This window comes from Lacimicrobium sp. SS2-24 (assembly GCF_002201535.1).
Taxonomy (GTDB): Bacteria; Pseudomonadota; Gammaproteobacteria; order Enterobacterales; family Alteromonadaceae; genus Lacimicrobium.
In genome coordinates this window covers 777,162-790,820 of record NZ_NIWW01000001.1, presented here as the reverse complement: position 1 = coordinate 790,820, position 13,659 = coordinate 777,162, and the positions used below count along the sequence as shown (strand labels likewise).

The 13,659-nt window shown below is 51.5% G+C and carries 13 protein-coding genes; 10 read left to right on the top strand and 3 right to left on the bottom strand.

Features of this window, described 5'->3' with window-relative positions:
* Positions 1–54 precede the first annotated feature (54 nt).
* From CCY32_RS03470 to CCY32_RS03435, 8 genes are all read left to right on the top strand, one after another.
* Positions 55–804: a YebC/PmpR family DNA-binding transcriptional regulator gene (locus CCY32_RS03470; protein ID WP_088329149.1), complete on the top strand. Its 750-nt coding sequence runs from the start codon at positions 55–57 to the stop codon at positions 802–804.
* 9 nt (positions 805–813) lie between these two features.
* The gene (gene ruvC / locus CCY32_RS03465) at positions 814–1,338 is read left to right on the top strand and encodes a crossover junction endodeoxyribonuclease RuvC (RefSeq protein ID WP_088329148.1); all 525 of its coding nucleotides are present in this window, start codon (positions 814–816) and stop codon (positions 1,336–1,338) included.
* A 171-nt stretch (positions 1,339–1,509) separates the two neighbouring features.
* Positions 1,510–2,127, top strand: coding sequence for a Holliday junction branch migration protein RuvA (ruvA, locus tag CCY32_RS03460; protein WP_088329147.1), 618 nt, complete (start codon positions 1,510–1,512; stop codon positions 2,125–2,127).
* Between the two features lie 123 nt (positions 2,128–2,250).
* On the top strand, positions 2,251–3,258 hold the full coding sequence (gene ruvB, locus CCY32_RS03455; RefSeq protein ID WP_088329146.1) for a Holliday junction branch migration DNA helicase RuvB: 1,008 nt from the start codon (positions 2,251–2,253) through the stop codon (positions 3,256–3,258).
* Positions 3,259–3,261: 3 nt separating this feature from the next.
* The gene (locus CCY32_RS03450; RefSeq protein WP_088329145.1) at positions 3,262–3,651 is read left to right on the top strand and encodes an MmcQ/YjbR family DNA-binding protein; all 390 of its coding nucleotides are present in this window, start codon (positions 3,262–3,264) and stop codon (positions 3,649–3,651) included.
* A 476-nt stretch (positions 3,652–4,127) separates the two neighbouring features.
* Positions 4,128–6,242: a polyribonucleotide nucleotidyltransferase gene (gene pnp, locus CCY32_RS03445; protein ID WP_088329144.1), complete on the top strand. Its 2,115-nt coding sequence runs from the start codon at positions 4,128–4,130 to the stop codon at positions 6,240–6,242.
* A 435-nt stretch (positions 6,243–6,677) separates the two neighbouring features.
* Entirely contained in the window at positions 6,678–7,577 is a 900-nt protein-coding gene (gene nlpI / locus CCY32_RS03440) for a lipoprotein NlpI (RefSeq protein ID WP_088329143.1), read from the top strand.
* A 12-nt stretch (positions 7,578–7,589) separates the two neighbouring features.
* Positions 7,590–9,074 carry a sel1 repeat family protein gene (locus CCY32_RS03435; RefSeq protein ID WP_141096165.1) on the top strand — a complete coding sequence of 495 codons (1,485 nt, stop codon included), beginning with the start codon at positions 7,590–7,592 and terminating at the stop codon, positions 9,072–9,074.
* Here CCY32_RS03435 and CCY32_RS03430 read toward each other — a convergent pair.
* On the bottom strand, positions 9,071–9,406 hold the full coding sequence (locus CCY32_RS03430) for a DUF5655 domain-containing protein (RefSeq protein ID WP_281492502.1): 336 nt from the start codon (positions 9,404–9,406) through the stop codon (positions 9,071–9,073). The two genes, CCY32_RS03435 and CCY32_RS03430, sit on opposite strands and share 4 nt — an antisense overlap.
* Positions 9,407–9,488: 82 nt before the next feature.
* On the opposite strand from CCY32_RS03430, the gene CCY32_RS03425 reads away from it, so the two are divergent.
* Together CCY32_RS03425 and CCY32_RS03420 are read left to right on the top strand one after the other, a co-directional pair.
* Positions 9,489–10,715 (top strand): glycosyltransferase, encoded by a 1,227-nt coding sequence (locus CCY32_RS03425; RefSeq protein WP_168171418.1) that lies wholly within the window; start codon positions 9,489–9,491, stop codon positions 10,713–10,715.
* A gap of 150 nt (positions 10,716–10,865) precedes the next feature.
* On the top strand, positions 10,866–12,512 hold the full coding sequence (locus tag CCY32_RS03420; RefSeq protein WP_088329139.1) for a methyl-accepting chemotaxis protein: 1,647 nt from the start codon (positions 10,866–10,868) through the stop codon (positions 12,510–12,512).
* Positions 12,513–12,527: 15 nt separating this feature from the next.
* Here the strand turns inward: CCY32_RS03420 and CCY32_RS03415 are convergent, their stop codons facing one another.
* Both CCY32_RS03415 and CCY32_RS03410 read right to left on the bottom strand, forming a co-directional pair.
* On the bottom strand, positions 12,528–13,034 hold the full coding sequence (locus tag CCY32_RS03415) for a SprT family zinc-dependent metalloprotease (protein WP_088329138.1): 507 nt from the start codon (positions 13,032–13,034) through the stop codon (positions 12,528–12,530).
* Positions 13,031–13,651, bottom strand: coding sequence for a 1-acyl-sn-glycerol-3-phosphate acyltransferase (locus tag CCY32_RS03410; RefSeq protein WP_088329137.1), 621 nt, complete (start codon positions 13,649–13,651; stop codon positions 13,031–13,033). The genes CCY32_RS03415 and CCY32_RS03410 overlap by 4 nt, the downstream gene beginning before the upstream one ends.
* Between the last annotated feature and the right edge of the window lie 8 nt (positions 13,652–13,659).

The window sequence follows — 13,659 nt, the reverse complement described above, 5'->3', positions numbered from 1 at the left end:
CTCACCCGGTGGTATCAATTTTCGTCAATCTCAAGGTGCCAGAGGAGGAGACGGATGGCAGGACACAGTAAATGGGCCAATATCAAACATCGCAAGGCGGCCCAGGATGCCAAACGCGGTAAGATTTTTACCAAACTGATTCGTGAGCTGGTGACAGCCGCCCGGGAAGGGGGAGACGATCCCGATGCCAACCCCAGGCTACGGGCAGCCATCGACAAGGCCTTATCCAATAACATGAAAAAAGACACGGTAGATAATGCCGTGGCCAGGGGCGCTGGCAATGCCGAAGGCGATAATATGGAGACCGTGGTCTATGAAGGTTACGGGGCAGGGGGCACGGCGGTGATGGTTGAGGCGATGACGGATAACATTAATCGCACCGTCAGTGAGATTCGCCATGCGTTTTCCCGACATGGTGGTAATCTGGGGACCAATGGTTCTGTGGCATACCTGTTTACTAAACTGGGTGTTATCAGCTACCCACAAGAGACAGACGAAGAAGAGCTGATGCTGGTGGCCCTGGAAGCAGGTGCTCAGGATATTCAGAGCAATGATGACAATACGTTTGATGTGTACACCAGCCCTGAGCTTTTCGGCCGCGTTAAAGACGCCCTGGATGAGGCGGGTTTGCAGGCCGCTCATGCTCAGGTGACGCTGGTACCGTCTACCCGCGCTGAACTGGATGAAGAAACCGCCCCGGCGTTAATCAAACTGGTGGATGTACTGGAAGATCTGGATGATGTTCAGGAGGTGTATACCAATGCACAGATCAGTGACGCCATATTGGAAAACATCGATGAATAGGTCACATTCTTGAGCGTTATTCTTGGTATCGACCCGGGCTCACGAATTACCGGTTATGGCCTGATTCGCCAACAAGGGCAGAAATTCGAGTACCTGGGCAGTGGTTGTATTCGTCTCAGCGATGGGCCGCTGCCCGAGCGGCTGCAGCAAATTTATAATGGTGTCAGTGAGATCATTGCCCAGTTTCAGCCACAGGAAATGGCGGTTGAGCAGGTCTTTATGGCGCGCAACCCGGATTCGGCGCTCAAACTCGGTCAGGCCCGGGGAGCGGCGATTGTGGCGGGCACCAATAACGGTCTGGTACTGGCGGAGTATTCCGCCCGGCAAATCAAGCAAGCCGTTGTGGGTAAAGGTGGCGCTGCCAAGGAACAGGTGCAGCACATGGTTAAATACCTTCTTAAACTGCCCGCAAAACCCCAGGCCGACGCTGCCGATGCGCTGGCCGTGGCATTGTGTCATGGTCATACCCGACAGAGTCTTATCAAGCTCTCCGGTCAGGCCAGCAAAACCGTGCGTGGACGTTTAAGAGAATAGTGATTGGGTCACAGGCCCTGTACCTGTGCAACGCTGAGCGGGTTTAAGATGCTTTGTGTGTATGATGCCGTTGAGTAATCGGCCACAGAGTCAGGACAGGCTGTCAAATGTGGCGATGACATCATGGCTGTACCGCAGCAGTCTTCAGAATAATAACGCAAAGGAAACACTATGATAGGCAGAATTCGTGGGATACTGGTTGAGAAACATCCTCCCCAGGTGCTGATTGAGGCGGCGGGTGTGGGATATGAGATTCAGTTGCCCATGACCAGTTTTTATCAGCTGGCGGACGTTGGCGAAGAGGTGATTGTGTATACCCACTTTGTGGTCCGTGAAGATGCGCAGTTGTTATTTGGCTTTGCCAACCAGTCGGAACGGGCCCTGTTTCGTGAGTTGATCAAAGCCAATGGGGTGGGGCCGAAGTTGGCTCTGACCATTTTGTCCGGGATGTCGGCTACGCAGTTTGTGCACTGCGTGCAGCATCAGGATGTGAACGCGTTGGTGAAACTGCCGGGTGTGGGCAAAAAAACGGCTGAGCGCCTGTTAGTGGAATTAAAAGACCGGCTCAGCCATCTGTTGTGTGATACCAGCGAGAATCCCCTTGCAGCGCAGTCCCACCCCATTGAAAATACCTTTGTGGTGGCGGATGATCCGAAGGACGAAGCCATCAGTGCTCTGGTAGCGCTGGGATATAAACCGGCACAGATCAGTAAGACCGTGCATAACCTGTATCGTCAGGGAATGAGCAGTGAAGATGTGATTCGTGATGTACTGCGCTCCATGTTGTAAATTGAGCTGCAAATGGGTGGGGTGGTCAGGTGGCGCACTTGTGTCGCGAATCAGACCGATTCCGGGGCGGCATGTGTACAGCCTCCGGTATCCTGGATAAGCATTAAATAGGAACGTCATAAAATGATAGAAGCCGATCGCCTGGTAGAGCCTGCAGCCAGCAATGAAGATGAGGTTATCGATCGCGCCATCAGGCCGCGGATGCTGGCCGATTATACCGGTCAGGATCATGTTTGTGAGCAGATGGAGATCTTTATTCAGGCGGCCCGCAACCGTAAGGATGCGCTGGATCATTTACTGATTTTCGGGCCCCCGGGATTGGGCAAAACCACACTGGCTAATATTGTCGCCAATGAGATGGGGGTGAGTATTAAAACTACCTCCGGTCCGGTGCTGGAAAAGGCGGGAGATCTGGCCGCTCTGCTGACTAATCTCGAAGCCCATGATGTGCTGTTTATTGACGAGATCCACCGTTTGAGTCCGGTGGTCGAAGAAATACTCTATCCCGCCATGGAAGACTACCAATTGGATATTATGATTGGCGAAGGGCCTGCCGCGCGCTCCATTAAACTCGAATTACCCCCCTTCACTCTGGTTGGGGCGACGACCCGGGCCGGCTCATTAACCTCCCCGCTGCGCGACCGGTTTGGCATTGTGCAGCGGCTGGAGTTTTACAATATTGCCGATCTGACCCAAATTGTGACCCGCTCGGCTGATTATCTGAACCTCAGTCTTGAGGCCGATGGCGCACTGGAAGTGGCGCGCCGTTCACGGGGAACGCCGCGTATTGCGAACCGTTTATTGCGCCGGGTGCGGGACTATGCCGAGATAAAAGCGCAGGGGCATATCAGCGCAGAGGTGGCGGCAAAGGCTCTGGATATGCTGGATGTGGACACGCAGGGCTTTGACTATATGGATCGCAAGCTGCTCAATGCCATTATCGATAAGTTCAGTGGGGGGCCTGTGGGGCTGGATAATCTGGCGGCCGCCATCGGTGAAGAAAAAGAAACCATTGAGGATGTGATTGAGCCCTATTTGATTCAACAGGGTTTTTTGCAGCGTACACCCCGTGGTCGTATTGCTACGCAGCGGGCATTTCTGCATCTGGGCTTTGATATCAAGACGGAGTAACAAATGGATTATCAGCAGGCAAGGGACTATCTGTTGCAAAAACCAGAAGCCACAGAAGACTTTCCATTTGGCCTCGACGTGGCGGTGTTTAAGGTGGCCACAAAAATGTTCGCCACCCTGGCAACGGAGCTAAACGCCCAGGGGAAGGAAGAGGGACGCATGAACCTGAAGTGTGATCCCACCGAGGCGCTGATGCTCAGAGAAATTTTCAGTGCCGTGATCCCCGGTTACCACATGAATAAGAAGCACTGGAACACAATCTTGCTGGATGGCTCGATTCCGCCCGGTGAACTGCAAAGGATGATCGATCATTCCTACACCCTGGTGGTAAAAGGCTTACCCAAAGCCCGGCGCCAGGGACTGATTGCCAAATATGGTGAACAAGTAGAATAGTTTGCCGCGTTCAGTTTTCAGAACAAAACGCTTTTCACCACATGGTAGCCGGTTTATGAAACAGGTCATGCCCGAATGTGGTTGTCGGGCATCCAGGGCCCCCGGGGAAAGGCTTAATTGTTCACAAAGATGTCAGCAGTAACCCCCTTTACTGCTGCGTGCTCGCTGTGCCTCAGTAATGAATTCGAAAATCTACTGGCAAGGGGTTGTGTGGTACCTGCTCTTGGGCCTACGGCAGCTTTCTGCATACTGACCTCTGCCAACTGAATCCGGCCAGCCCTATGTCACAGAATTTTCTCTGTTTTTAGCCCGCTCTAGCCGCTATACTATGCGCCGCAATTAAAAAGCGAAAGAAACTATTAATGTAAGAGTCTCTGCAAAAGACATGAGGCGGTACGACAACAAGTCATAACCTTTGGGCTTGTCGCCATGCGGTCCTGCTGTTGAACAGAAGACTCCCGGAAAGGATATAAAAAGTGACACCTATTACTAAGACTTTTCAATATGGTCAGCATACTGTAACACTCGAAACCGGCGTTATTGCCCGTCAGGCCACTGCCGCTGTGATGGCGAGTATGGATGATACCTCTGTACTGGTTACTGTGGTTGGTAAAAAAGAAGCCAAGCCTGATCAGAACTTTTTCCCACTGACTGTTAATTATCAGGAAAAAACCTATGCAGCGGGTAAAATCCCTGGTGGTTTTTTCAAGCGTGAAGGTCGCCCCTCTGAGTATGAAACACTCACTGCTCGCCTGATCGACCGTCCTATTCGTCCTCTGTTCCCAGATGGCTTTATGAATGAAGTTCAGGTGGTTATCACCGTGGTTTCTGCAAACCCTGATATCCCCACTGACATTATCTCTATGATCGGTACTTCTGCGGCACTGGCCATTTCTGGTATTCCGTTCAGCGGTCCTATTGGCGCTGCGCGTGTAGGCTACAAAGAAGGCCAGTATATGCTGAATACGCTGGTCTCTGAGCAGCCGGAAAGCAAGCTTGACTTGGTTGTTGCTGGCACCGAGAGTGCGGTACTGATGGTAGAATCTGAAGCCAATGTGTTGTCTGAAGAGACCATGTTGGGCGCTGTAATGTATGGCCATGAACAATCACAGACAGTGATCAAAGCGGTGAATGAGTTTGCTGCCGAAGTGAATACACCTAAGTGGGATTGGCAGCCTCCTGCTGAAAATACGGCGTTGAAGGCGAAAATCAAAGAGCTGGCCGAAGAACAGATGACAGAGGCGTATCAGATCTCTGACAAAATGGCCCGTAAGGACGCTATCACTGCGCTGACCGAGAATGTGGTTGCTCAGATTGAAGAGCAGGATGCGGAGCAGGACAGCAGTGAAGTCAAAGAACTGCTGCATGAGCTGGAAAGTGACGTAGTACGTTCACGCATTCTCGCCGGTGAGCCGCGCATAGACGGTCGCGATCCGCAGATGATCCGTGCACTGAACGTGGGTACAGGTATTCTGCCACGGACTCACGGTTCTGCATTGTTCACACGTGGTGAAACGCAGGCGCTGGTAGCGGCAACCCTGGGTACAGAGCGTGATGCGCAGATGATTGATGAGCTGGGCGGCATGACCAACAGCCGTTTCATGCTGCATTATAACTTCCCTCCATACTGTGTTGGCGAAACCGGCATGATTGGTTCGCCAAAGCGTCGTGAGATTGGTCATGGCCGTCTGGCCAAGCGCGGTATTCAGGCGGTGATGCCAAACGCTGAAGAATTCCCTTACGTTATCCGTGTGGTCTCTGAAATTACCGAATCCAATGGTTCATCCTCCATGGCGTCAGTCTGTGGTACCTCACTGGCCCTGATGGATGCCGGTGTACCGATTAAAGCGTCGGTAGCGGGTATCGCCATGGGACTGGTTAAAGCCGATGACAAGTTCGTTGTCTTGTCTGACATTCTGGGTGATGAAGATCACCTGGGTGACATGGACTTTAAAGTGGCGGGTACTGAGGAAGGTATCACTGCGCTGCAGATGGACATTAAGATCGAAGGGATCACGCAGGAAATCATGCAGGTAGCCCTGAAACAGGCGAAAGAAGCCCGTCTGCATATTCTGGGTGTGATGGATCAGGCCATCAACAAACCCCGTGAAGAGATGTCAGAGTTTGCACCTCGTATCTACACCATCAAGGTTGAGCAAGACAAGATCCGTGATGTTATCGGTAAGGGCGGCGCCAATATCCGCTCAATTACTGAGAAATCAGAGACCAACATCGAAATTGAAGATGACGGTACGATCAAGATCTTTGCTGCAGAGCGTGCCAAGGCCATGAAAGCCATTGAGCTTATCGAAGCCATTACGGCCGATGTTGAAGTCGGTAAGACTTACCACGGTAAAGTCGTGCGTGTGGTGGATTTTGGTGCCTTTGTTGAGGTGTTACCGGGTAAAGAAGGTCTGGTACATATCTCTCAGATCGCCCATGAGCGTGTCGCTAAGGTGTCTGATTATCTGAGTGAAGGTCAGATGGTTGACGTGAAGGTCATGGAAATTGATCGTCAGAACCGTATTCGCCTGAGCATGAAAGAGTTGATTGAAAAGCCTGCGCAGCAGGAAGCCTCAACGGACGAATAAGGTCAACGCGGTTAAAGCCGCTAAACCCTGATTAAGAGAATGGCACCCAACCGGGTGCCATTTTTTTTTGCACTAACCAGACGTTCAAAGCGGCCTTAGATTGTTACCTGTGGGCCTGTTTGCCAGGCAACCCTATCGTTTTTTAGTCAAACCAGCGCACCTTTGTTTATCCGACGGTGCGCCTATGCCCTAAACTTTGATACACTAATTTTCTTTACCTTTGCAGCCGATATAGTGACACTATTCACTGTGTTGACCTATAGGTTTTCGCGCCAGTCACGCCGTTGACAGATATCGGGCACCGCGCAGCTGTACGCAGGGCGGGGCACTATGACCGAGTCTGACACCCCGGGATGAGGTAACAGAACGTTGCCACGATATGGACGGCATGATTAACGCAGACTTTTTTTCATACAAGAACAGGCGCACCGATTGATGATGCAATGTTACAGAACGCTTCTCATGCTGACTTTGTTGCTGTTAACAGCAGCCTGCACGTCGATAAACTCACATCAGTATGGCAATGGGCAGATGGGCAACCTGGTTCTGGTGGAGCCACTGCCTGCCAATATGCGCAGTCAGATGGCGCTGGCCCGTTACAATCAGATTCTGGGACAGGTGGAGCTGAATGACAGTCAGCGCGCCGATTTGCTTTATCAGCGTGGCACGCTGTACGACAGTGTTGGTTTATCAGGGCTTGCCCAGTTCGATTTTTCCATGGCACTTAAACTTAAGCCAGATATGGCAGAAGCCTATAACTATCTGGGTATTCAACACACACAGAACCGCGAATTTATCCGCGCGTATGAGTCGTTTGATGCCACCCTGGAAATCGATCCTGACCATGATTATGCCTACTTGAACCGCGGTATCGCGCTGTACTATGGTGGCCGCCCGGAACTGGCGATTGACGATCTGCATCAGTACCATAAAAAAGACGAGCAGGATCCTTACCGTGTGCTTTGGACTTTTATTGCCGAATCAGAAGTGGACTATGAACAGGCCCGCAGAAACCTGGCTGACAGTCGGGCGCAGTTACCGCAAGAAAACTGGGCAACGCAACTGGTGGATTTGTATCTGGGCAATATCTCTGAGCGAAAACTGCTGTCTGGTTTACTGGTGGGCGTTGAAAATCAGCGAGAGCTGGCCAACCGCTTGTGTGAGGCCTATTTTTACCTCGGAAAATACCATGTTGCACGGGGTGAAACGGCCGTGGCCTCAAACTACTTTAAGTTGTCATTAAGCACCAATGTCTTTGAGTTTGTTGAGCATCGCTACGCCCGGCTTGAATTGGAGCTGATCCGCGAGGATGTGCTAGCCGGACCCCGTCGTTAAATGGGCAAGAAGATGTTTAACACCCTGCGACTGCCCCTATTAACCGCACTGGCTGTGATACTGCTGGTATCCAGTGGTCAGCGCTATTTACCTATACTGCTGCAACATACCTCTTCGCCTCATACCTTGTACCTAGGGGTGATGTTAGGCTCCGATGAAGCCCTTTCCGCCTTATCCCGTTATGCCCGTGAAAACCAGGATGAGTACTGGCTGGAGCTGGTGGCTGAGGCCGGTGATGCCCGGGCATATTATCTTCTGGCGCTCAATGAAGAGGATGAGGAGCGTCATACGGAATTGTTACATCAAGCCGCTGCGGGCGGACATGCAAAAGCACAATATGAACTGGCGCTGCTGAGCGACTCAACTCTCAAGCGGGTAGAGCTTTTACAACGTGCCGCCTATCAGCAATATCTTCCCGCCATGGTAGCCTTGTATCAATGGTACCTGCATCAGGACGAACCAGAGCAGGCCAGGCCCTGGCTTGAACAGGCCGCTCTGCGCCATGGCCCCAGCGCACTGATACACGCCAGACAGCTATGGCGACAGGGTGATTATCAACTGGCCCGAGAGGCCTTTGTCAGGGCCAGTGAGTTTGGGGTAGGCGAAGCACAAGACTATGTAGAGCTGATTAAAAAATACTGGCCAGGGCCCCAGGCGGTAGGCCCAGGGCCAGCATCCGTGATGACTAATGGACGCCAATGTGAAATGCAGATTCAGCCTGTGGTGACGTCACTTGAAAATATGCGTCAGTTACAGTCTCTGGCGCAGACCTATCACGATGATCCCCGCTTAAGTGAATTGCCCATTTGTTTACTTAAACCCATCTGGTTGGGGGATGATCGACTCAACTGTGATGCCAATTGGCAGGGACGTCATCGACTGGGCTGTGATGAAGCCAGGCTGGCGGAATTACCATTAGATGACCGGCTTACGCATCTTCTTGTGCTGGCACCACTGGGCAAGGCAAATGTTCATAATGGCATCATGTATCTGGATTTGACCGACGGCTATTCAGTTTTTGTGCATGAACTGGCCCACTTTGCCGGCTTCGTGGATGAATACCCCTTGTCCTCTGAACTGGCAGAACAGATTTGTCATCCTCATCGTCAGCCACCTAACCTGATTTTTACGCATTCAGAAGAGGCCTTATCGGATCATCTGGATAAATGGCGTGAGACCGCAATGGACTGGCGGCTGGCAAAATCCCGTACCTGTAATAATCACCCTCTGCAGGCGTATAAGGCCAGTGACCGGCTGACCTTTATGGAATACCACGATCAGGCCTATATCCCGCCGTTGTATCTGAAGCTTTGGCAGCAGCAACTGGCAGATAAACGTCAATGGTTACCGGCGTATATCAATATTGCACAGGCTCTCGAGCATCAGGGCAGGGCAGATCTGGCCGAGCACTGGTGGCAAAAACGAGATGCCCTTTACCAGACGGCGGCAACGTCAGACCCTATTCATATTCAATCAACAGCCATTGCCCCTGACTAGCCAGCCTGTTCACAAGCCTTTTTGATCCAGTCCAGCACACTTTGGTCAGGGGGCGACGATTCACTGATTTGAATGCGGAGCGTACACATGCTGGCAAAGGGGCCGGATCCCTCCAGGCGCTCATGCACCGGCGTATTGTCCAGTTTGAGGCCCAGATCCGGGCGCGTTTTGGTGGACGGTTGTATCAACGCAACCTGTCGTTTTCGTCTGAAGCACACCGCCGCTTTTTTGGGGACCATTTCAACGTCCCCTACAAGGCCGGTAATATAATCCCGCAGTTGCTCAAACAGCCGCCATAAGGTGGTTTTACCCTGATGTTCTGCTTTTAGCAGTCTTGCCCGGTACCATTACAAATTCTCCTATAAAGGCCCGTAATCGGGTTACTTATGCGCCGGTATGAGTATAATCCTGCCCATGAAAACACTATTGATTATTGGTTACGTCTGGCCTGAACCGTCGTCTTCGGCGGCAGGCAGCCGTATGTTACAGCTCATCCGGCATTTTCAGCATCAGGGCTTTCGGGTCAAATATGGTTCACCGGCACAGACCAGCCCCCATGCCATAGATTTGGCTGACATGGGTGTAGAGGCATTGTCTCTGGCGCTTAACTGTAGTTCTTTTGATCAACTGATCGCACAGATGCAACCAGATATCGTGATGTTTGATCGCTTTATGATGGAAGAGCAATTTGGCTGGCGGGTGGAGAAATTCTGTCCCGAGACACTGAGGATTCTGGATACGGAGGATCTTCATTGTTTGCGTCACGCCCGTCATCAGGCGCTTAAGCAACAATGTGACATCGATCAGCGCCATATCTACTCTGACGTGGCCATTCGGGAGATTGCCGCCATTCTGCGTTGCGATCTCAGTCTGATTATCTCTGAGTATGAGATGGCCTGGTTGCAGCAATGGTTCAGGGTGCCGCAAAGCCAGCTTCATTATTGCCCTTTTATGCTCGATGGGGCGGCACAGTCTCAGACGCTTTCTTTTGAGAAGCGTCAGCACTTTGTTAGCATCGGCAACTTTCGTCATGGCCCTAACTGGGACGCGGTTCAGTATTTACGATCCATTTTGTGGCCTGAGATTCGCCGGCAATTGCCAGAGGCCGAACTGCATGTTTATGGAGCGTATCCGCCGCCTAAGGCCACGCAGTTACATCATCCCGCGAAGGGTTTTGTGGTAAAAGGCTGGGCCGAAGATGCGCTTAGCGTGGTGGCGAAGAGTCGCGTGATGCTGGCGCCACTTCGATTCGGGGCAGGCCTGAAGGGAAAGCTGATCGATGCGGCGCAGACGGGGACACCGTCGGTGACCACCAGCATCGGTGCGGAGGGACTTTATGGCGATTGCCGTTCTGGTTTGCTGGTAGCTGATAGCGCCGATGAGTTTGTGCGTAAGGCGGTGGAGCTGTATCAGCAGCCACAGATATGGCAACCACTGAGCCATAATGCCAGTGAAATGGTCGCCAAACGATTCAGTGAAAAAGAGCACAGTGCGCATTTGACCCAACGAATAGAGCAGCTGTCAGCTAACCTGGAGCAGCATCGTCTGGATAACTTCTATGGTGCCATGTTGCGTCATCATAGTATGAAGAGCACGCAGTATATGGCGCAGTGGATAGAGGCGAAAAACCGTAAATCATAACCCAAGAGACAAGATGGTGATCAGGCGCATTTCGTCTCAGCTACGGGGTGCGGATTATCAGATACTAAAAATCTATTTTATCGATTAGGTGTAAGTATATTTATTGCTCTACTATATCAATCTTATTTGATTGTGTGATAAGTAGAGATTATGACTGACTGGTTTTCTTCGCTCACGGTACGTACCCGACTCTTCATGGGGTTTGGTCTGGTATTGACGATAATGGTTATCGTGACCGCTGTGGGTATCAACAATGTTGATTACATTGATACCACATTGACTGAAATGACCGAGGTTAACGCAGTGAAACAGCGTCACGCGATCAACTTCAGAGGCAGTGTGCATGACCGGGCCATTGCGGTGCGAGACATTGTCATGGCGCGCAATAATGGTGAGATAAGTGAGTCAGAATCGGAGATTCGGCGGTTAGAGAAGTTTTACACAGACTCTGCCGGCCCCCTCGACGGGTTGATGCGTGAGGGAAGTACCCGTACAGAGAAAGATATCCTTGAATCCATCAAATCCATTGAAAAACGCACGCTGCCAGTGATTGAAGAACTCATCAGCCTGCGCAAAGCAGAGCAGACAGAGCAGGCCAGGAATCTTCTGCTGGATACCGGTAAAGAGCTATTTATTGAGTGGCTGGCGGTGATTAATGAGTTTATAGATTACCAGGAACAGCAAAATCAGCGCATGACGCAAGAAGTCCGCACAGAGGCCAGTGGTTTCTCTTTACTGATGCTTGGGCTGTTGGCGATGGCGGTTGTCGTGGGGCTTATTGTGGCGATTATATTGAGCAGTGGCCTGTATCGCTCATTGGGCGGTGAGCCAGAGACAGTCAACCACAGTCTTTCGGCTGTTGCTGAAGGTGATTTGAGTCGAAATATCGACACGAGCTACAGCAAGAGTGTGCTGGGGTATCTGGCACACATGCAGAGCATACTGCGCGAAACGGTCTCAGGAATTACCTCATCGGCATCAGATGTCCACCAGCAAACCCGTCAGGTAGCCGACAATTCCAGACAGTTGCTTAGCTTGTCAGGAGAACAGGGGCAGGGGAGTCAGCAGGTAGCCGATAGTCTCGAGCGGGTCAGAGAACAAATATATAGCGTCTCTGATTTACTCGAACAAACTGCCGCTAACTCCGCTTCTACGCTCAGCTCTGCAGAGAGTGGTCGTGAAACCATAAACGAAACCGCTGCAGAAATTGAAAAGATCTTAGTGGCCGTCAGTGATGCAGTGGAACAAATTCGCAAATTACATCAGCGAACGGAGTCCATTTCCAACATCACCAATGTGATCAGCGGTATATCAGAACAAACCAACCTGCTGGCATTAAATGCGGCCATCGAAGCGGCGAGAGCGGGAGAGTCAGGTCGCGGTTTTGCGGTTGTCGCAGATGAAGTACGTACCCTGGCTAAGCGCACCGGTGAAGCAACTGGAGAAATTGAGACGGTGTTGTCTGATGTTCTTGCTCAAACTAGCAGCTCTGTGTCGGCGATGGAAAAGACCTTGCCACAAATTGAACACAGTAAGACGCTTGGCGACAAATCCAGAGAGCTATTGTCTACCATTGAGCAACAGGCGAGAGATTCTCAGACGCGCGTGGCTGATGTGGTGTCGGTCTCCAATGAACAAGTTGAAGAGGTCAAAAGTCTGTTGGAGAAAATGCAGGGGTTGAGCGATATGATTGAACAGTCACAACAGGCGCTGACACAAAACAATCAGTCTGTGGAGGCGCTAGATAAATTAGCCCTGAGCCTGCATAAACAGGTGGGTCACTTCAGACTCAGTTAAGATCTGGGAATAAATTTAAAGGGCCTGCAGAGGATGCTTGCAGGCCCGGCAAATGTAGCGAACGCCTTTGAGTACGTTGTTATGGCGTCTGATCGTTAACTTTAACGGCCCGCACTCGCATCGATAATCGAATTGTCGACCCTGTACACTGTCAATGTCCATCTGGTGGCAGGCTTTCCCCTGCAGGCCAAAAATATCCCGCATCAATGTTTTCCATTCCTTTCCATGGGGTTTCACACTGCGAGTGCGCATGCCCCGACAATACAGACGCCACACCAACAAGTGGCAGAGTTCATGGGGGATCACTTCACGCATGAACTCCTCGGTATTCTCAGCCAACAGCACCGGGTTCAGACGAATCTCGTAGTCTTTCAATCTTGCACTGCCAGCGATACGACCTCGCTGATTAAAGCGTAAAAGAGGTATTGGCAGAGATATCCCTAAGCATTGCTCTGCCTGGGAAATAGCCTGATGTAAGCGCGCAGCGGCCTGCTGCTGTATGGCACTGCTGAGTTTAGTCATGACCCTTCGTGGTGTCTTGCGTCCCAGAGCCTTCTGACCGGAGCTGAGAGCTTGTGCGGGTGGCGGGGGATGACGCTGGCGAAGCATTCATACATCGTCTCAAGATCGCTTTGCAGGTTTCCGCTCGGTTGCAGAACCAGAGGAAAAGAAACCTGTTTTTTCACATAATCGGCTGTGGCTAACACAATGGGAACACACGCGGTATTGGCAATATGATAAAAGCCGGTCTTCCAGCGAGCAGCGCGGGTTCGGGTACCTTCAGGGGTGACGATTAACACCAGCTTCTGATATTCGCTGAAAAGATTCGCCGCCTGTTCTACCACGCCGGTATTCTTGCTGCGATCGATGGGAATGCCACCCAGCTTTTTCAGTACAGGGCCTAAGGGCCACTTAAACAAATTGCTTTTGATCATGACTTTACTGTGCACGCCTAACGCCGCAGCAGAGAGAATACCGAGTATGCCATCCCAGTTGGATGTGTGCGGACCGCCCACCACCACAGCCTGATTAAGCTCGGGAAACGGGGAAAGCTGCCAGCCAGTCAGGTTTAATATGCCCTGAGCGGTGCGTTGGGTAAAACCCTTTGGAGTGTTTTTATAAGGAGGTTGTGCTGTCAAAATCGGGA